This window comes from Paraburkholderia sp. J67 (genome assembly GCF_905220265.1).
GTDB lineage: Bacteria > Pseudomonadota > Gammaproteobacteria > Burkholderiales > Burkholderiaceae > Paraburkholderia.
This window is the reverse complement of the sequence record NZ_CAJMZK010000041.1, coordinates 1-18,152: the sequence shown is the minus strand read 5'-3', so window position 1 is coordinate 18,152 and position 18,152 is coordinate 1. Positions and strand designations below refer to the sequence as shown.

The window sequence follows — 18,152 nt, the reverse complement described above, 5'->3', positions numbered from 1 at the left end:
TAAGCGGCAGGCACGAAGCGGCCCGCCCAGACGATAGACCGTTCAGGGGGCCCGAGTCCAGCAGGAAACGCTCCCAGTGCGACGCCCGGTGCGCAAGCACGGTGAAGTTTCCACATCGGCGACATCAACTGTCATATTTGCAGCAGGAACGACGCAAACGATAAAAGAGCATCCATCCCATTGATTTGAATACGTTTTTTATATCGAAATCGGGGCATCACACCGATGGAAAGGCGCACGATCGGGCCTTTGCGGCGGCCCGGCATCGACTTCTCCACAAAGTTGTCCACAGGGCGTGGATTTTCAGACGAATAGCGGGGGTGGGATCGAGCGGGAATGGCGAGTGTGGGGAGAGCTTAGTCTGCGGTTGCGGCCGCGCAACTTGCCGCCCCTCGGCCACCCGCGCTAGAGTGCCGGGTTCACGACGGCCATTTTCCGCGCACGATCTCGCACCCCGCGCCGTCCGTCCGTACCCAACTGGAGAACCGCTCCGATGCCTGTCCCCTCCCACCGCCCGATGCCCGCGTCCGACGCAACCCGCGCGCGCCGCGCTCGCCGATGAGCGGCCCCGTCGCCGATTTCAAGGCACGCGCCGAAAGCGGTCTCGCGCGCGCCTGGCAGCAGCGCGGCCCGCTCGCGTGGGCGCTGACGCCGCTCGCCGCCGTGTTCGCCGCCGTGAGCGGTGCGCGGCGCGCCGCGTTCGCGGCGGGCTGGCTCAAATCGGTGCGCGTGGGCGTGCCGATCGTGGTGGTCGGCAATGTCACGGTTGGCGGCACGGGCAAGACGCCTACGGTAATCGCGCTCGTCGAGGCGCTGCGCGCCGCCGGCTATACGCCCGGCGTGGTGTCGCGTGGCTACGGCGCCAAGGTGGAGCGCCCGACGCCCGTCACGGCCGCCACGCCTGCGCGCACCTGCGGCGACGAGCCCTTGCTGATTGCGCGGCGCAGCGGCGTGCCGGTCTGGGTGTCGCCCGACCGCGTCGCGGCGGCGCAGGCGCTGTGCGCGGCGCATCGCGATGTGGACGTGATCGTCAGCGACGACGGCTTGCAGCATTACCGCCTCGCGCGCGATGTCGAGCTCGTGGTGTTCGACCATCGGCTGGGCGGCAACGGCTTCCTGCTGCCCGCCGGACCGCTGCGCGAGCCGCTTTCGCGGCGTCGTGATGCCACCCTCGTGAACAATCCGTTCGATCGCGCGCTGCCCGACTGGCCGAACACCTTCGCGCTCAAACTCGTACCGGGCGACGCGTGGCATCTGGCGAATCCGGCGCTGCGCCGCCCGCTTGCGCAGTTCGGCGCCGCCGATAGCGCCAACCCCGCTCAGGCGCCCCAGCGCCTCGTCGCGGCCGCCGGCATCGGCTCGCCGGAACGTTTTTTTGCCACGCTGCGCGCGGCCGGTCTCGCGCCGCGCACCCTGCCGTTGCCCGATCACTACGACTACACGTCGAACCCGTTCAGCGAGATCGCTGCCGACGCCATCCTGGTCACCGAAAAGGATGCAGTAAAATTGGGGGCCTGGAACGACGCGCGCATCTGGGTAGTCCCTGTGGAAGCCGCGCTCGATCATCGCCTCATTACCCTGGTTGTGGAGAAACTCCGTGGACGCCCGTCTGCTTGAAATTTTGGTCTGCCCGATCTGCAAAGGTCCGCTCAGCTACGACCGCGCCGCGCAGGAACTGATCTGCAACGCCGACAAACTGGCCTACCCGATCCGCGACGGCATCCCCGTCATGCTCGTCGACGAAGCGCGCCAGACGGTCGAAGGCACGCCCGTCGATCCGAACGGCCCGGCTGCGGCCTGAGTCCGCCTCGGCTCCGCGCGAGGCATATGGCGCGGGCCGCTCAAGGCCTCTTCATATGCCTCGCAGGACCTGCTTCGCCATATCGGCGAAACTCGTCGAAACTCATCGAAATTCCGCGCGCCTGAAATGGCGCGCCCCCCTTCCGTCCTCGCCCGAACTGGCCATGACCGCTCCCGTGCAACCCTTTATCGCCGTTGTGCCGGCGCGTCTCGCGTCCACCCGGCTGCCGAACAAACCGCTCGCCGATATCGGCGGCAAGCCGATGGTCGTGCGTGTCGCCGAGCGCGCGCGCGCCTCGGGCGCCCAGCAGGTGCTGGTGGCCTCGGACGCCCAGAGCGTGCTGGATGCCGCGCGCGAGCACGGTTTCGAAGCCGTGCTCACGCGCGCCGATCATCCGTCGGGCACCGATCGCCTAGCGGAAGTCGCCGAGCACTTCGGCTGGAACGATGATTTGATCGTTGTCAATGTTCAGGGCGACGAACCGCTCATCGACCCGGCCCTGATCTGCGACGTGGCGTCGCACCTGGCCGCGCACCCCGAGTGTGCGATCGCCACCGCCGCCCATCCCATCACCGCCCCCGACGAGATCTTCAGCCCCAATGTCGTGAAGGTCGTACTCGATGCGCGCGGCGTGGCGCTCTACTTCTCGCGCGCGCCCATTCCCTGGGCACGCGACGCCTGGCAGCCGCACTGGTCGCCGGCACGTCTGGATCTGGGCGCGATGCCCGCCCCGCCTGCCCCGGCGACGGTTTATCGGCATATCGGCCTGTATGCCTACCGGGCCAAATTCCTGCGCGCCTATCCGTCGCTCGCGCAATCGCCGATCGAGCAGGTCGAAGCGCTCGAACAACTGCGCGCGATGTGGCACGGCGAGCGCATCGCGGTGCTCGTGACCGACGAGGCGCCCGCGCCTGGCGTCGACACGCCCGCGGACCTCGCACGTGTACAGGCGTTATTCCGGCCTTAATAGCGGTTGTAGGCAAAAAAACCCGTGGCATAATCAATTGTTTGCGCGAGCCGTCCAAGCCTTTGTGCGTGGGGGTTTCCCCGCCGTTGCCCGGTTTTGCTCGCAGCCTTTCCAGGCTATTCGCCTCCCGCCGCGCCGGATTTCATTTCCGGCGCGTTTGTATGCGCGGGTCTGGCGCAGCGCCACCGGCCTCTGACATGATGATGCGAGAGGCGTGTCGGGCACGAGCAAACGGGTAGGAGACGCACGACGCCGCATATGCCGTCCTGAACGGATGGGCAGCCGCCGCGCCGCAAGAATTCACACAGATCGGAGAAAGTTGAAATGCGTTTGATCCTGTTGGGCGCCCCCGGCGCGGGCAAGGGAACCCAGGCAAGCTTCATCAAGGAGAAGTTCGGCATTCCGCAGATCTCGACCGGCGACATGCTGCGCGCGGCGGTCAAGGCAGGCACGCCGCTCGGCCTCGAGGCGAAGCGCTTCATGGACGCGGGCGAGCTCGTGACCGACGAGCTCATCATCAACCTGGTGAAGGAACGTCTGAAGGAAGACGACTGCAAGAACGGTTATCTGTTCGACGGTTTTCCGCGCACGCTGCCGCAAGCCGAAGCCATGAAGCAAGCTGGCGTGGCGATCGACTACGTGCTGGAGATCGACGTGCCGTTCGACGAGATCATCACGCGCATGAGCGGTCGCCGTATGCACCCGGCGTCGGGCCGCACCTATCACGTCAAGTTCAATCCGCCGAAAGAGGAGATGAAGGACGACGTGACGGGCGAAGCACTCGTGCAGCGCGACGACGACAAGGAAGAGACGGTGCGCAAGCGTCTCGACGTGTACGTCGCACAAACCAAGCCGCTCATCGCCTACTACAGCGACTGGGCCAAGCGTGGTGAAGAAAACGGCCTGCAAGCGCCGCAGTACCGCGCGATCTCGGGTCTGGGCAGCGTGGACGAAATCCGCAACCGCGCATTCGACGCCCTCAAGTAAGACACCTTCAGCCGGCCATGCCGGGCGAGGCCCGGCTTGAAAGCCGGCCTCCCCTTTCAGCGCTATTGGCCGGCCCTCTGCATTTTTTGCTCCTCTGCTTCGCTTTAACGCCTGATCGCGTTGCTGCGTCGCGCCGATGAGTCGCGGGCTGGCCCGCCTATAAAAATACTCATCGAGCAGCAAGGAGGAAGACAGATGCAAATCCGCGACAACGTATTCCTGATCACCGGCGGCGCTTCGGGCCTTGGTGCCGCTACCGCACGTCTGATCGCAGCCGAAGGCGGCAAGGTCGTGCTCGCCGACCTCAACGAGGAAACCGGCCACGCACTCGCCAGGGAGCTGGGCGGCGTATTCGTGAAGTGCAACGTCGCCAGCGAAGACGACGGCGCAAAGGCCGTGGCCGCCGCCACGGCGCTCGGTACCCTGCGCGGCCTCGTGAACTGCGCGGGCGTCGCCCCCGCCGTGAAGACCGTCGGCAAGGATGGACCGCATCCGCTCGACGCCTTCAGCAAGACCATCTCGGTCAATCTGATCGGCACCTTCAACATGATCCGCCTCGCGGCCGCCGCGATCGCGCAGACCGCGCCCATCGAGGGCGGCGAGCGCGGCGTGATCGTCAATACCGCGTCGGTGGCGGCCTATGACGGCCAGATCGGCCAGGCGGCCTATGCGGCCTCCAAAGGCGGCGTGGTCGCCATGACACTGCCGATCGCGCGCGATCTGTCGCGCAGCGGCATCCGCGTGATGACGATCGCACCGGGCATCTTCGAAACGCCGATGCTGTTGGGTATGCCCCAGGAAGTGCAGGACGCGCTCGGCGCGATGGTGCCGTTCCCCCCGCGTCTGGGCAAACCCGACGAGTACGCCATGCTGGTCAAGCAGATCTTCGACAATCCGATGCTCAACGGCGAAGTGATCCGCCTCGATGGCGCGATCCGCATGCAGCCGAAGTAAGCCGCGCAAGACGTAAAAAAAGCCCGCGAACGTTGGATGTCGCGGGCTTTTTTGTTTTTTGCGCTGCTGGAGCGCGGGAATTCAGTCGTTATCGAGCATGCGCTGACGCAGCTCCTGCAACTGCGATTCGACGACCGTGGCGTCTTCGGCGTCCGGGCGCTCGTCGAGATACGACTCCAGATCCTCGAGCGCGGGCCGCACGTAATCGAGCCGCGCGTAAGCGAAACCGCGGTCGCGCACTTCCTCGATATTGCCCGGCAGCAGGATCACCAGCCGCTGCTGGATGCCGAGCAGGCGCTCCCAGCGCTCGGTCTGCAAATAGACCGACTTCAGATTGCGCAGCATGCGCGCGACGATCTCGCGCCGCGTGGCCGGTTCGAGCAGCATGCGCAGCGCGCGCGCGACCGAGTCGCCCGCGTTCGCCACGTAGGGTTCGAGCATTTCGACCATGTCGGCTTCGGTGAGCGCGCGGCCGGTGGTCGGGTCGAGCATCGCATCGCCGTCGGGCAGCGAGACGCGCAGCAGGAAATGCCCCGGGAACGAGACGCCCTGCACCGGCAGCCCGAGCTGGCCCGCGATCTCCAGATAGAGCACGGCGAGCGAGATGGGAATGCCGCGCCGGCGGCGCAGCACGACGTGCAGATGGCTGTTGTCGGGGTCGAAGAAGTCGTTGAGATTGGCCGCGAAGCCCATTTCACGAAAGAACACGCGGTTCAGAAACGCGATCTGCTGGCGCACGTCGGCGCCCTCGGGCAGGCGCTTGCTCACGCGCAGCGCGAGCTCGTCGATTTCTGCGAGCGTGCCTTGCAGATCGAGATCGGGATAGGCATCCTGCGCGATCGCCAGCGCCGCTTCCGTGAGCGGCAGGCCCTCGTCTTCCGCGACGAGCGCGCTGAAATAGTCCAGCACCCGCGAGTTCATCGTCGTCACTTCGTGCGCCTCTTGAAGTATGCGTATTTGAAGCCCATGAGCCAAAGCATACCGAAATATAGCGTCGCGAACAGCACGAGGCAGGACCCGAGCAGCAGGATCCGCGCGAGCGGCTCGTGGCGCAAGCCGATCCAGTCATAGCTGATGGCGCTCCAGTGCATCGCCCCTGCCAGCACGAGGCATGCCCCGAACAGCTGCACGAAGAACGTGGACCAGCCCGCGGACGGCATGTAGATGCCGCGCCGGCGCAGGCCGATAAAGAGCAGCAGCGCGTTCATGCAGGCGCCGAGGCCCACGGAGAGCGTGAGGCCCGCGTGCGCGAAGATCGGCACGAAGATGTAGTTGCTGATCTGCGTGGCGACGAGCACGCCCACGCCGATCTTCACCGGCGTCTTGATATCCTGGCGCGCGTAGAAGCCCGGCGCCAGGATCTTGATCAGGATGAGGCCGACAAGGCCGACGCCATACGCCGCGAGCGCGCGGCCCGTCATGACGACCGAATGCGCGTCGAACTTGCCGTAGTCGAACAGCGTGGCGGTGAGCGGCTCGGCGAAGAAGAACAGCGCGACCGCCGACGGCGCGGCCAGCAGGAAGGTCACGCGCAGGCCCCAGTCGAGCAGCGCCGAATACTCGTGCGGATCCGCATCGACGTGCGCCTTCGAGAGCGACGGCAGCAGGATCGTGCCGAGCGCCACGCCGAGCAGCGCCGTGGGGAACTCCATCAGGCGGTCGGCGTAGTTGATCCACGACACGGCGCCGGCGCCCAGGCGCGAGGCTATATTCGTATTGATGATCAGGCTGATCTGCGCGACCGAGACCGCGAACATCGCCGGCACCATTTTCGCGAGCACCCGCTTCACGCCGCGATGCGCGAGCGCCTTGAGCGGGTTGAGGCCGATGCGCGGCATCATGTCGATGCGCTTCAAGCCCGGCAACTGCACGAGGAACTGGAGCACACCGCCGACGATCACGGCCCACGCGAGCGCGTAGACGGGCTGATGCATGCGCGGCGCGAACGCCACCGCCGCGACGATGAACGATACGTTGAGCAGCACCGGCGCGAACGCGGGCAGCGAGAACTGCTTGTAGGTGTTGAGCACGCCGGACGCGAGCGACGTCAGCGAGATGAACACGATGTACGGAAACATGATGCGCGTCATCGTGACGGCAAGCTGGTAGGCCTGCCCATCGCTCTTCAGGCCCGACGCGACCACGGTCACGACGAACGATGCGCCCACGATGCCCAGCACCGACAGGACCGCGAGGAACCAGGCAAGCACGGTCGAGGTGGCGTCGACGAGCGCACGCGTGGGATCGTGGCCTTGCTGGTTCTTGAACTCCGCGAGGATCGGCACGAAGGCCTGCGAAAACGCGCCTTCCGCCGAAATGCGGCGCAGCAGGTTGGGGATGCGAAACGCGACGTAAAAGGCGTCGGTGTACTGGCTCGCGCCGAATGCTCGGGCGATCAGTGTCTCGCGGGCCAGTCCGGTCACGCGCGACAGCAGCGTGAAGCCGCTGACCGTCAGCAGGGCTCGGAATAGATTCATGGGGCGCTTATTATACGGGTGCAAAACGACCGATCGCCGATGTGCGGCGTGGCGACTCGAATGGCGACGTGAAACATCGCGCTGCCGATAGCGTTGCAGGGCGGATGCGCGGGATGGCGCTAACGAAGCGCGGTATTGTGACCGCGTCGCGGAAAAGTCGTTCTGCCCCCGTGTTCTGCGCTGATGCCCTGGCGTGTCGCGATGCGCGCGATTGTCACGTCCATGATTTTGTTGCTATAATCGTCGATTCGCGGTCTTAATCGGACCCGAAATTCATGCGTCCTGGAAAGGAAGCGCGTTGGATGTCCTGAGCTTTAAGAAGCACCAAGAAGCACGGACAGCCCTTCCCGCTTTGGCACAAGGGGCGCGGTCGGCAGCCAGGCACTGTAGTCAGGTGTGAAGCGAAGCCGGCAAATACCGTTTTGCGCTTTGGGCCAGGGTCCGGGGCGCAGATCCAGGCAAGGGGCGACGATCAGTTCGCGCTCCGACAACTCAAGGATATGTAATGGCAAATTCCGCACAAGCACGCAAGCGTGCACGTCAAGCCACCAAGGCAAACTCGCACAACTCGGCACTGCGCTCGAAGTTCCGTACGGCTATCAAGGCTGTCCGCAAGGCAATCGACGCAGGCGACAAGGCTGCTGCTGCTGAAATCCTGAAGGCTTCGGCAAAGACGCTCGACATCATCTCCGACAAGAAGATCGTGCACAAGAACAAGGCTGCTCGCCATAAGAGCCGCCTGGCAGCTGCCGTCAAGGCAATGCAAGCTGCGCAGTAATCGATTCGGGTCGCCTGCTTCGGCGGGCACAACCTGATCACACTGCGTCACAAAAAACCCGCTTCGGCGGGTTTTTTTGTTTCTGGCCTCACTCGATTCAGACGTAAAAAAACCCGCCAGAGCGGGTGATTTTCTTGCGGCAGCCCTTCAACAGCGCGTCAGGGCACCGTTTGGCTTTAGCGGGCGCCGCCCTGCTGCGTCGCGTGATCGTGCGGCAGCTCGCAAGCCTCAGTCACGACGAGATCGTTGTCCTTGGCGAAGTTCAGCACGAAGTTGAAGGCCATCGGCTCGATGTCCTTCAGGCGCGAATCGAGCACCACGACCTTGAGGTCGCCGATCATCGTCGGACGCACATAAAGCGAATACCGCAGATAGGCGTTCGGCCCACGCGCGTTCGCCGATGCCTTCGGACCAAAGCTCGACATCACACCCGCCAGACGCTCCGACCAGTCGCTCGGACGAAACTTCTTCCCTTTGCTGGTGATGCCTTGAATGAAGTATTCGGTTGGGGCTTCTTCGGCCATGTAGAAGTACCTGTGTGACAGCGCGGTGCGCGGCTCGGCGTGCGACTCGGCTTATGGCAAACTCGCGGCTCAACAAACAAGGGCATGAAACGCGCGGCGATTGTGCACCGGGCTTCGCGTGCGGGCGCCCTGCGGGCCAGCGCACAGGCCGCTTTGCGAGCCTCGCATGTTGCGCGTCGAGCCCGCCGTTGTGCCTGAGAAATCTTTCGGATTATAGCGCAGCGGCCCTTTTGACGCACCGCACACAGGACAGTTGACGGCATAGGATCGGCCCGTTGCGGGACCGTCCGGCAGGTGTGGGCGCCCTCACGCGGCGGCCGCCGCCCTTGCCTGCCGCGCCTTTTGGCCGACTCGTCAAATTCCGCAAAATCCTTTATGCTGCATTGACTTACCACCAACCGCAGCGGCGTCGCCGGCTCAATCCTGCAGTTCGAGGCCGGATCGGGCGCCGTTTTCGCTTCATGACCTCCCGCACCATACGCCATTACCTGCAGTTCTCGGATTTCTCTCTTGAAGAATATGAATATGTGCTGGAGCGCGCGCGCATCCTGAAGCGCAAATTCAAGAACTACGAGACCTACCATCCGCTGCACGACCGCACGCTCGCGATGATCTTCGAGAAGAACTCGACGCGCACGCGCCTCTCGTTCGAAGCGGGCATCTTCCAGCTGGGCGGCCACGCCGTGTTCATGAACACGCGCGACACGCAGCTCGGCCGCGGCGAGCCGATCGAAGACTCCGCGCAGGTCATCTCGCGCATGGTCGACATCATCATGATCCGCACGTTCGGCCAGGACATCATCCAGCGCTTCGCGCAAAGCTCGCGCGTGCCGGTGATCAACGGTCTGACCAACGAGTATCACCCCTGCCAGGTGCTGGCCGACATCTTCACGTACTACGAGATTCGCGGCCCGATCCGCGGCAAGACCGTGGCGTGGGTCGGCGACGCCAACAACATGCTCTACACCTGGATCGAAGCGGCGAAGATCCTCGACTTCAAGCTGCGCATCTCGACGCCGCCGGGCTATCAGCTCGATCCGGCGCTCGTGGCGGAAGAAAGCAAGCCGTTCATCGAGGTGTTCGAAGATCCGAACGAAGCCTGTGCAGGCGCCGATCTCGTGACCACCGACGTGTGGACCAGCATGGGCTTCGAAGCGGAAAACGAAGCGCGCAAGAAGGCCTTCGCCGACTGGTGCGTGGACGCCGACATGATGGCGCGCGCCAACGCCGACGCCCTCTTCATGCACTGCCTGCCCGCCCACCGCGGCGAGGAAGTGAGCGCCGAAGTGATCGACGGCCCGCAAAGCGTGGTCTGGGACGAAGCGGAAAACCGCCTGCACGTCCAGAAGGCGCTGATGGAATTCCTGCTGCTGGGCAAGCTCAATCATTGAGCCAGGCCTCGTGCAGACTGCAGCGCCGATAAAAAAGCCGGGATCGTCTCCCGGCTTTTTCTTTTTCTATCGACCAATCAGGCGCTTCAAACCGTCTCGCCCAGCCGCCGCGCGAGCGACTTCAGCAAAGGCGCGACGCGTTCGCGGAACACGTCCGGCCCCATCGACGATGCCGGTCCGCTGCAACTGAGCACCATCCAGCGCCGCTCACGCGGCTCGCGAAACGGCACGGCCACGGCGTTGACGTCTTCGTGCCAGTCGCGAAACGAAAAGCACGCGCCCTCCTTCGCGAAGGTCTCGATCTCGCGCTTTGCGGCCGCCACCTGCGCCGGGCCGTCCTTGCCGGCCGCCTTTTCCAGTTCCGCGAAGAGCGCCGCGCGCACATCGAGCGGCTGCACGGCGAGATACGCGCGCCCCATCGAACTCGTCAGCATCGACAGCCGCGAGCCGGAAGCCAGGCCCAGCGTGAGCGCCGTTTCACTGCGGATCGTCTCCAGATAGATCACGTCCAGACCATCGCGACAGCCCAGCGACACGGCCGCGCCCACCTCGCGCGCAAACGCGCGCAGGTGCGGGCGCGCGAGTTCGAGCGTGTCCGTGCCCGAGAGCAGCGCAAAACCCAGCGAGAGCACCCCGGCGTCGAGCGCGTATTTACCAAGCGACTCGTCGAAGCGCAGATAGCCGAGCGTGGTGAGCGTGTAGGCGAGCCGGTTGACGGTCGCCTTCGGCAGCCCGGTGCGCTCGACGAAATCGCGGTTGCCGAGCAGCGTTTCACCGGGTCGGAAAGCGCGCAACAACTCCAGCCCGCGCGCCAGTGCGACGACGAATTTGCGTTCGTCGACCGGCCCGGAAGCGAGCGCCGACGCGAACGAGGAAGATGAATTCATTTCGGATGCAGACATGAGCGGGCTAGTGATACACTGAGATCAATTTGCAAAACATTGTTCCGCTTAGCGGAACCGAAGTCAAGCGCAAATTGCCCTATTTGAGGTTAAGAGACTCAGGAGAGACACCATGGCCGCACACGCCCAGTTCCATTGGGAAGACCCGCTGTTGCTCGACCAGCAACTCACCGAAGACGAGCGCATGGTGCGCGACGCCGCTGCCGCCTATGCGCAGGACAAGCTCGCCCCGCGCGTGGTGGAAGCGTTCCGCCACGAAAAGACCGACGCCTCGATCTTCCGCGAGATGGGCGAACTCGGCCTGCTCGGCCCGACGATTCCCGAACAGTACGGCGGCCCCGGTCTCAACTACGTCGCCTATGGTCTGATCGCGCGCGAAGTCGAACGCGTCGACTCGGGCTATCGCTCGATGATGTCGGTGCAGTCCTCGCTCGTGATGGTGCCGATCTTCGAATTCGGCTCGGACGCGCAGAAAGAAAAGTACCTGCCGAAGCTCGCCAGCGGCGAGTGGATCGGCTGCTTCGGCCTCACGGAGCCGAACCATGGCTCCGATCCGGGCAGCATGGTCACGCGCGCAAAGAAGGTGAACGGCGGCTACTCGCTCTCCGGCGCGAAGATGTGGATCACGAATTCGCCGATCGCCGATGTGTTCGTCGTCTGGGCAAAGCTCGAGGAAGACGGCAAGGACGACATCCGCGGCTTCATCCTGGAGAAAGGCTGGAAGGGTCTGTCGGCGCCGGCGATCCACGGCAAGGTGGGTCTGCGCGCGTCGATCACGGGCGAGATCGTGCTCGACGAAGTGTTCGTGCCGGAAGAGAACATCATGCCGGGCGTGAAGGGCCTGCGCGGCCCGTTCACCTGCCTGAACTCGGCACGTTACGGCATCGCCTGGGGCGCGCTTGGCGCGGCGGAGTCGTGCTGGCACACGGCGCGCCAGTACGTGCTCGATCGCAAGCAGTTCGGCCGCCCGCTCGCCGCCAACCAGCTGATCCAGAAAAAGCTCGCCGACATGCAAACGGAAATCACGCTCGGCCTGCAAGGCTGCCTGCGTCTGGGCCGCATGAAGGATGAAGGTACGGCCGCTGTCGAGATCACGTCGATCATGAAGCGCAACTCGTGCGGCAAGTCGCTCGACATCGCGCGTCTCGCACGCGACATGCTGGGCGGCAACGGCATCTCCGATGAATTCGGCGTGGCGCGCCACCTCGTGAACCTCGAAGTGGTCAACACCTACGAGGGCACGCACGACATTCACGCGCTGATCCTCGGCCGCGCGCAGACGGGCATCCAGGCGTTCTTCTAAGCGCTCGCTTCGCCGCTGGTCTACAAGTAAAAAAGCGCCGCACGATCGAACGTGCGGCGCTTTTCTCGTTTGGGCGGCCGAATGCTTACTTGTTCGGCTGCGGCGTGAGACGCAGATACGGACGCAGCGCCTTGTAGCCCTTCGGGAACTTCTGCTTGATGACTTCCTCGTCCTTGAGCGACGGCACGATCACGACGTCGTCGCCCTGCTTCCAGTTGCCGGGCGTCGCGACCTGATAGTGGTCGGTCAGTTGCAGCGAGTCGATCACGCGCAGGATCTCGTCGAAGTTGCGGCCCGTGCTCGCCGGATACGTGATGGTGAGACGCACTTTCTTGTTCGGGTCGATCACGAACAGCGAGCGCACGGTGAACGTTTCGCTCGCATTCGGATGGATCATGTCGTACAGCGCCGACACCTTGCGATCGCCGTCCGCGAGGATCGGGAAGCCCACGCTCGCGGCCTGGGTCTCGTTGATGTCCTTGATCCACTCGTTGTGCGACTCGGCGCTATCCACCGACAGCGCAATCGTCTTCACGTTGCGCTTCTCGAACTCGTCCTTGAGCTTCGCGGTCAGGCCAAGCTCAGTCGTGCAGACCGGCGTGAAGTCGGCCGGATGCGAGAACAGCACACCCCAGCTATTGCCGAGCCATTCGTGAAACTTGATGCGGCCAATGCTCGATTCCTGCTCGAAGTCGGGGGCGATATCGCCAAGACGTAGACTCATGGTGCGGTTCCTTTGAACGAAGTGGGCGGCCGCATGCGGCCCGCCCGTAATGATCTGATGTGACGCGCGACATGAAAGCATACAGGTCACGCTCATCGCTCACGAACGAACATCGGGTCACACTGGTATGAGTTTTTGTAATTTTGAATACTGAGGCGGAAACTTTACGTGCCAGATCAACTCCATGTCTGTCCCTGTCGATTTTTCGTACACATGCGTCAGACGCCCGGCGAGCGCTCGCGCTGCTTGCTTGAGCCTTGATGCAGCACGACAAATCGCACATGCGGGAACGAATCGTGCGTCAATCGGGCAAGGTCCGGGAAGCGGAAGCGACGCGCCACGCTTGCCAGCGCCCGTATCTTTGTTACGATTCACGCGTAATGTGACACGATGGGAGCCAGTCAATGTCAGAGGTCAATAAGGAGAGGCTGATGTCCGATATCAAAACCGTCCTCGCGGATGCAGAGGACCTGCTCAAGCAAGCGGCGAGCGCCACCGGCGAACGTGCTTCGGAGCTACGTGAAACGGCCCTCTCGCGCCTGAAGCAGGCGAAGGAAAAGGCGGCGGACGTTCAGGTCGTCGTCGTCGAGAAGGGCAAGAAGGCCGCGCGCGCGACCGACGACTATGTACACGAACATCCGTGGACGTCGATCGGCATCGCCGCCGGCGTCGGCGTGCTCGTGGGCTTGCTGATCAACCGCAAGTAATCCGCAAGTCACCCGCCGAAGCCAGCCGCGAGACGGTCGACGCGCCGCTTCGTGCACGCTTCACGCAACACCCGCCGTACGGCTTGTCGATGCGCCTTGGCCCCGGCCAAAGCGCGCCGCCACGATTCGCGCACCGACGCGAACCGCTTCGGCACAGTGCCTGGGTAACAGGCCGGTGCACCGCACCGGCCTGTCTTTTCTGGGCGCTTTCCCGCGCAGCTTTTCGCGCGCCCGCCAACGCCACGCGCGTGTTGGCGCAACCCGCATTCGCCATGACGACAGACCCCCACTCGCAGCGACACGAACATGGGCCGTTACGCCGTCTCCTCGGTTCCGCGTTCGCGATCATCCAGACGCGGCTCGAACTGATCGGCATCGAACTCGCCGAAGAAAAGGAGCGCCTGCTGGGCGTGCTCTTCCTCGGACTCGCGGCGATGATGCTGGCGACGATGGCGCTGATCGCGCTGACCGCACTCGTCGCAATCGCGTTCTGGGACACCTGGCGCTGGCAGGCGCTCGCCGGGATCACGATCGTCTACGCGCTCGCCGCCCTCGTCTGCGCGCTGAAGGCACGGCACGGACTGCGCAACGCGCCGATGGTCTTCCAGGCGACGCTCGAAGAATTCGAGAAGGACCGCGAAATCCTTCGCAAACCCTAGCATCGACGCCATGAGCCAACTTCGACCGGATCAAGCCTTCCGCCCCTCGCGGCCGCGCAGCCGCGATCTTTCGACGCCGCAGATGCGCGCCCTGCGCAAAGAACTGCTGCTGGTGCGTGCGAGCGTCGAGCGCGCAGAACTGGCCGCCTCGGTCATCGAGCTGCGCGAAACCGTTACGCAGTTCAGCTGGCTGCGCTTTCTCGTCCCCGGCTTCGGCCGCGCGGCAGCAAATGCATCGGGCACGATGGGCGCGCTGGGCGGCGGCCTCGGCAATCTCCTCAAGCAGTATCCGCTCTTGAGCTCGCTCGCCTCGCTCGTGCTGGCCAAGCCGCTGCGCGACAGCATTGCCTCGGCGGCCAAACCCGTCGTCAAGTGGGGCGGCCTCGCCTTCACCGCCTGGGAAGCCTGGCGCGTCTGGCAGCAAATGCGCCGTCAGCGTGGGAGCGCCGATACCCGCACGCGCCGCGCATCGTCCGACGAAGACGACCTCACGGGCTGAACTGCCTGAGCCGGACATTCATCACCGGTCTTTCCAGCAGTCTCGCGAAGCGGGCACACTCGTCCCCGTGGCGTCATTGCTACGCACGCCTGTCGCATCGAGCACGAACGCCCCGCACGGATCGTCGCGCATCGGGCCCGTCTCCACGGGCGTAGCCGAGATCGCATAGCCGCCGTTCGACTCGTCGCCTGCCAGCAGCGTCAGCCGATACACCGCGCTGCCGGACGGCGGCGCCTGGTCGAAGCCGGCTGGCAGCGCCGTCACCGACACGCCTTGCGCATCGACATACTGTGCCGCACGATAAAGCGCCGCGACGGCGTCGATACGATGTCCGCGCGCAATCTGCCCGCGCCACGCAGGCAGCGCGAATGCCGCGACGATGGCCGCTGCCGCGAGCGCGATCATCATCTCCAGCAACGTGAAGGCACGAACGCGGTGTCTCATGGCTCTATCCCGCATCATCAAAATGGCCGCGCAACGATGCGCCGCCAATGACGCTCGATACGCATCCCGTCGACCACAAGCTGCAACTGCAGCCAGCTTTGCGCCTCCTCCATCGCGCCGAAGCCGCGTGCCGTGATCAGGAAGGCGCGCACGGCGGGTCGCGTTTCGATACGCCACGCTTGCACGAGGCATTGCGGCGGCCGCACGGAGCCCGGCCACGTCGATGCGGGCATCGTTGCGAGCGCTTCGAATGTGTCCTGACGCCGCCATTGCTGCGGTTCGCCCGCTTGTGCAGGCGCCGCAGGCATGGGTGCAGCGCCGCCGATCAGCGCGCGGGCGCAGAGCCTTAGCGCGCCGTCGGCCGCGTGAAACGACTGCAACTGGTCGAACACAGCGGCGGCCTGCCGAGCCTCGACAAGCGACGCCTCGAACCACGCTGCGGACGTCACCAGCATCATCGAGACGATCAGCAAGACCACCGGTAACGCGACGCCGCGCTCACGGTTCGACGCTGGGTTCGACGCGCGACTCATGGTTGTGCCTCAAGCACGTTGCGCAAGACTACATGCCGCCAGAACGCCTGACGCACCCGCCCGTCGCTGGCGGTTTGCGAAGCGCCGTCGCAATCGACGTAGCGCACGCGGCGGCCGAATGACGCGCCGCGCACGAGCACACAGAGATCGACTGCCACGACCGCTTCCCAACGCTCGCGCGACAACACGGTGGCATCCACGGCCTGCGCCGCGCCAACGGTCCAGTAGCGCAGACGCAGACGTTCGACGCCCTCGACGAGCGGCTGCGCGGTGCCGAGCTTGCCCGTGCCTTCGCAATAGAGTTCGGGCTCGCCGGTCGAACTGCTCGCCTTCGCGTGGAAGCGATTGAGGACCTCGGCCGGTGACGCGCCGACGGCCTGGCCCAGGCAGTCGGTGACCTGCCCGTTGGTCGCGAGCCATGTCGAATCGGCGTCGCCGCGATAACGCACCGCGACGCCGTCCGAGCGATTCGACAGCGCCTCGCAGGTCAGGCTCGCAACGGTGCCTGTGGGGCGCCCTGCGGTGCAGCCAAAGATCGGCGGCCCCGAGAGGGTCGAAGGATCGTCGGCGGCGATGAAGCCAGCCATCTGGATCTGCTCGCCGATTAGCGTCAGTGCGTTCACGCCCGCTTCGTGAATACGCGAGGCGTCGATCGCATAGGCAAATGCCTGGCGCTGCGAACGATACGCGGTGACTGCGCCCGCGATCACGACGAGGCCAAGCGCTACGGCGATGGTGAATTCGAGCAGCGTATGGCCTGCGCCCGCTCGCGGATACGGCAAGCGCGGTCTCATTGCGTGATCGCGAGCGCCACGCACGCCCGGCCCTCATGCGCGGTTGCCCCGCTGTCACAACCGTAGCCCGGCGGCTGTGTCACGGGTGCAGCTTCGTCCGGCGGAGCAACCCATGACAGCGCGATGAACGAACTGGATACGCTCACCTGCCCTTGCGGCACGATTGCCGCAGCGCGCACGCGCCATTGATCGCGCGATGCAGTGCTGCTTTCGAGCTCAACTTCGGCCAGCGCATCCACGGCGAACGCCGCGCGCGAGCGTGTCGCGCTGGCCAACGCATGCCGTGCGAGACTGAGTTGAGCGCTCAAGAGGCCCAAGCCGCACATCGCCATCAGCGCCATGGCCAGCGCGACTTCGAGCAACGCCGATCCTCTCTGCAAGCCACGCAATCGCCGGTTCATGACGTCGCTCCGCATGCGCCATCGCTGATCCGCGCGCGCCCGCCTGCTGCGACGCGAATGCAGCGCCGCCACGCCGCGGTGCGGGTCGACGCCGTTGTCGCCCGTGGTGCGATTTCGAAGTTGCGCAGGCTGCCAATGGCCTGCCCCGCCGGGGGCGTGAAAGTCAGCGCCGTGAGGCCCGACGCCACGCCGATTTCGTCGAGCGCTGGTTGCGCGCGCAACAGCATCGAGGCGCCCGCGCGCTCCGCCATCACGGCCCAGCCGCACGACCAGTCGGCAAGCCCTGAGGGGCAGCTCTTGCCCGCCGCGAGGCAATGACGCGCCAAGTCGATCCGACACACGGACACGCGCACCTTGCGCCTGATCGCCTCGCTGCGCGCATAAGACAGCGTGCCGAGCAGCGCATTCGCACGCGCATCCACCTGATCGCGCACACGCCATGCAACAAACGCGGGCGCACTCGCACTTGCGCAGATCGCGATCAGGACGATCACGGCCATCGTTTCCAGCAAGGTGAAGCCCGCCTGTTTCATCTGCAATCCTGATCGTTAAGGGATTGCCAACAATTTATCGACGAAAGCGGATGGGAACAATTAGCCGAACGGCCAGCTATCGCGCACACGATCCTCTCGCGAGAATGCGAAGGTCACGGGCAACGGCAAGGAGAAGGGAAATGCGGAAGGCAGAAACGCGCGGGCGTTCAGCTCTTTTCAGGCGGGGTGGCGGCACCGCTCGCACGGCGAAACTCTTCGATCACGTCCTCGAATTCAGAGACGTCCTCGAAGCGCCGGTACACGGACGCAAATCGCACGAAGGCAACTTTGTCGAGCTCGCGCAGTTCGCCCATCACGAGTTCGCCCAGGCGTTCGCTGCGCACTTCGCGCTCGCCGCTGCCGCGCAGTTGATACTCGATACGGGCGACCGCCGCGTCGATCGCGTCGGCAGCAACGGGCCGCTTGCGCAGCGCCAGTTGCATGCTCGCCATGATCTTGCGGCGGTCGAATTCCGTGCGGCTGCCATCCTTCTTGACGATGGCCGGCATCGCCAGCTCGACCCGCTCGTACGTCGTGAAACGCTTGTCGCAGGCCGGGCAACGGCGGCGGCGCCGGATCGCGGCGCCATCCTCGGACACGCGCGAGTCGACGACCTGCGTGTCTTCATGCCGGCAAAAGGGGCAGCGCATGCTGGGTCAGCGCGTGGCTTAGCGGTAAACCGGGAAGCGCTTGGTCAGCTCCGCAACCTGCGCCTTGACGCGCTCGATCGTGGCTGCGTCTTCCGGGCTCTCCAGCACGTCGGCGATCAGGTTG

Annotated in this window: 23 protein-coding genes; 11 read left to right on the top strand and 12 right to left on the bottom strand. The window is 64.8% G+C overall.

Going from position 1 to position 18,152, the window contains the following annotated elements:
- Positions 1 to 131: 131 nt before the first annotated feature.
- Positions 132 to 278, bottom strand: a complete 147-nt coding sequence (locus U5782_RS38710; RefSeq protein ID WP_322049140.1) for a hypothetical protein — start codon at positions 276 to 278, stop codon at positions 132 to 134.
- Positions 279 to 558: 280 nt separating this feature from the next.
- Between U5782_RS38710 and lpxK the strand changes: the two genes are divergently transcribed.
- The 5 genes from lpxK to U5782_RS38685 all read left to right on the top strand — a co-directional run bounded on the left by lpxK (position 559) and on the right by U5782_RS38685 (position 4,709).
- A complete protein-coding gene (gene lpxK / locus U5782_RS38705) occupies positions 559 to 1,617 on the top strand; it encodes a tetraacyldisaccharide 4'-kinase (RefSeq protein WP_322049139.1) in 1,059 nt (352 codons plus the stop codon).
- Entirely contained in the window at positions 1,598 to 1,801 is a 204-nt protein-coding gene (locus tag U5782_RS38700; protein ID WP_322049138.1) for a Trm112 family protein, read from the top strand. The genes lpxK and U5782_RS38700 overlap by 20 nt, the downstream gene beginning before the upstream one ends.
- A 163-nt stretch (positions 1,802 to 1,964) precedes the next feature.
- The gene (gene kdsB / locus U5782_RS38695) at positions 1,965 to 2,768 is read left to right on the top strand and encodes a 3-deoxy-manno-octulosonate cytidylyltransferase (RefSeq protein WP_322049137.1); all 804 of its coding nucleotides are present in this window, start codon (positions 1,965 to 1,967) and stop codon (positions 2,766 to 2,768) included.
- Positions 2,769 to 3,092: 324 nt separating this feature from the next.
- The gene (gene adk, locus U5782_RS38690; protein WP_322049136.1) at positions 3,093 to 3,755 is read left to right on the top strand and encodes an adenylate kinase; all 663 of its coding nucleotides are present in this window, start codon (positions 3,093 to 3,095) and stop codon (positions 3,753 to 3,755) included.
- 195 nt (positions 3,756 to 3,950) lie between these two features.
- The gene (locus U5782_RS38685; protein ID WP_322049135.1) at positions 3,951 to 4,709 is read left to right on the top strand and encodes a 3-hydroxyacyl-CoA dehydrogenase; all 759 of its coding nucleotides are present in this window, start codon (positions 3,951 to 3,953) and stop codon (positions 4,707 to 4,709) included.
- 81 nt (positions 4,710 to 4,790) lie between these two features.
- On the opposite strand, the gene U5782_RS38680 is transcribed toward U5782_RS38685, so the two are convergent.
- The gene (locus tag U5782_RS38680) at positions 4,791 to 5,630 is read right to left on the bottom strand and encodes a SirB1 family protein (protein WP_322049185.1); all 840 of its coding nucleotides are present in this window, start codon (positions 5,628 to 5,630) and stop codon (positions 4,791 to 4,793) included.
- 5 nt (positions 5,631 to 5,635) lie between these two features.
- Positions 5,636 to 7,186, bottom strand: a complete 1,551-nt coding sequence (murJ, locus tag U5782_RS38675; protein ID WP_322049134.1) for a murein biosynthesis integral membrane protein MurJ — start codon at positions 7,184 to 7,186, stop codon at positions 5,636 to 5,638.
- 505 nt (positions 7,187 to 7,691) lie between these two features.
- Here murJ and rpsT point away from each other — a divergent pair.
- Positions 7,692 to 7,964, top strand: coding sequence for a 30S ribosomal protein S20 (rpsT, locus tag U5782_RS38670; protein ID WP_322049133.1), 273 nt, complete (start codon positions 7,692 to 7,694; stop codon positions 7,962 to 7,964).
- Positions 7,965 to 8,140: 176 nt separating this feature from the next.
- Here rpsT and U5782_RS38665 read toward each other — a convergent pair whose 3' ends face one another.
- Positions 8,141 to 8,488, bottom strand: coding sequence for a DUF3579 domain-containing protein (locus tag U5782_RS38665; RefSeq protein WP_322049132.1), 348 nt, complete (start codon positions 8,486 to 8,488; stop codon positions 8,141 to 8,143).
- Between the two features lie 461 nt (positions 8,489 to 8,949).
- On the opposite strand from U5782_RS38665, the gene argF reads away from it, so the two are divergent.
- Entirely contained in the window at positions 8,950 to 9,879 is a 930-nt protein-coding gene (gene argF / locus U5782_RS38660) for an ornithine carbamoyltransferase (protein WP_322049131.1), read from the top strand.
- 86 nt (positions 9,880 to 9,965) lie between these two features.
- Here the strand turns inward: argF and U5782_RS38655 are convergent, their stop codons facing one another.
- Positions 9,966 to 10,766, bottom strand: a complete 801-nt coding sequence (locus U5782_RS38655; protein ID WP_322049130.1) for an IclR family transcriptional regulator — start codon at positions 10,764 to 10,766, stop codon at positions 9,966 to 9,968.
- Positions 10,767 to 10,893: 127 nt separating this feature from the next.
- On the opposite strand from U5782_RS38655, the gene U5782_RS38650 reads away from it, so the two are divergent.
- Positions 10,894 to 12,084, top strand: a complete 1,191-nt coding sequence (locus tag U5782_RS38650) for an acyl-CoA dehydrogenase (RefSeq protein WP_322049129.1) — start codon at positions 10,894 to 10,896, stop codon at positions 12,082 to 12,084.
- An 85-nt stretch (positions 12,085 to 12,169) separates the two neighbouring features.
- Here the strand turns inward: U5782_RS38650 and U5782_RS38645 are convergent, their stop codons facing one another.
- A complete protein-coding gene (locus U5782_RS38645) occupies positions 12,170 to 12,808 on the bottom strand; it encodes a peroxiredoxin (protein ID WP_322049128.1) in 639 nt (212 codons plus the stop codon).
- A gap of 404 nt (positions 12,809 to 13,212) precedes the next feature.
- Between U5782_RS38645 and U5782_RS38640 the strand changes: the two genes are divergently transcribed.
- The 3 genes from U5782_RS38640 to U5782_RS38630 all read left to right on the top strand — a co-directional run bounded on the left by U5782_RS38640 (position 13,213) and on the right by U5782_RS38630 (position 14,673).
- Positions 13,213 to 13,515: a DUF883 family protein gene (locus tag U5782_RS38640; protein ID WP_027817793.1), complete on the top strand. Its 303-nt coding sequence runs from the start codon at positions 13,213 to 13,215 to the stop codon at positions 13,513 to 13,515.
- A gap of 272 nt (positions 13,516 to 13,787) precedes the next feature.
- Positions 13,788 to 14,174 (top strand): phage holin family protein, encoded by a 387-nt coding sequence (locus tag U5782_RS38635; protein WP_322049127.1) that lies wholly within the window; start codon positions 13,788 to 13,790, stop codon positions 14,172 to 14,174.
- A 10-nt stretch (positions 14,175 to 14,184) separates the two neighbouring features.
- The gene (locus tag U5782_RS38630; RefSeq protein ID WP_322049126.1) at positions 14,185 to 14,673 is read left to right on the top strand and encodes a DUF3318 domain-containing protein; all 489 of its coding nucleotides are present in this window, start codon (positions 14,185 to 14,187) and stop codon (positions 14,671 to 14,673) included.
- A 21-nt stretch (positions 14,674 to 14,694) separates the two neighbouring features.
- Here the strand turns inward: U5782_RS38630 and U5782_RS38625 are convergent, their stop codons facing one another.
- The 6 genes from U5782_RS38625 to nrdR all read right to left on the bottom strand — a co-directional run bounded on the left by U5782_RS38625 (position 14,695) and on the right by nrdR (position 18,028).
- Complete coding sequence (locus U5782_RS38625; protein WP_322049125.1) at positions 14,695 to 15,117, bottom strand: type IV pilin protein; 423 nt, start codon at positions 15,115 to 15,117, stop codon at positions 14,695 to 14,697.
- Positions 15,118 to 15,134: 17 nt separating this feature from the next.
- Complete coding sequence (locus U5782_RS38620; RefSeq protein WP_322049124.1) at positions 15,135 to 15,650, bottom strand: hypothetical protein; 516 nt, start codon at positions 15,648 to 15,650, stop codon at positions 15,135 to 15,137.
- Positions 15,647 to 16,444, bottom strand: a complete 798-nt coding sequence (locus U5782_RS38615; protein ID WP_322049123.1) for a PilW family protein — start codon at positions 16,442 to 16,444, stop codon at positions 15,647 to 15,649. Before U5782_RS38615 ends, U5782_RS38620 begins: the two co-directional genes overlap by 4 nt.
- Complete coding sequence (locus U5782_RS38610; RefSeq protein ID WP_322049122.1) at positions 16,441 to 16,845, bottom strand: hypothetical protein; 405 nt, start codon at positions 16,843 to 16,845, stop codon at positions 16,441 to 16,443. Before U5782_RS38610 ends, U5782_RS38615 begins: the two co-directional genes overlap by 4 nt.
- Complete coding sequence (locus U5782_RS38605) at positions 16,842 to 17,378, bottom strand: GspH/FimT family pseudopilin (protein ID WP_322049121.1); 537 nt, start codon at positions 17,376 to 17,378, stop codon at positions 16,842 to 16,844. Before U5782_RS38605 ends, U5782_RS38610 begins: the two co-directional genes overlap by 4 nt.
- A 167-nt stretch (positions 17,379 to 17,545) precedes the next feature.
- Positions 17,546 to 18,028 (bottom strand): transcriptional regulator NrdR, encoded by a 483-nt coding sequence (gene nrdR, locus U5782_RS38600; RefSeq protein ID WP_322049120.1) that lies wholly within the window; start codon positions 18,026 to 18,028, stop codon positions 17,546 to 17,548.
- Positions 18,029 to 18,152 lie beyond the last annotated feature (124 nt).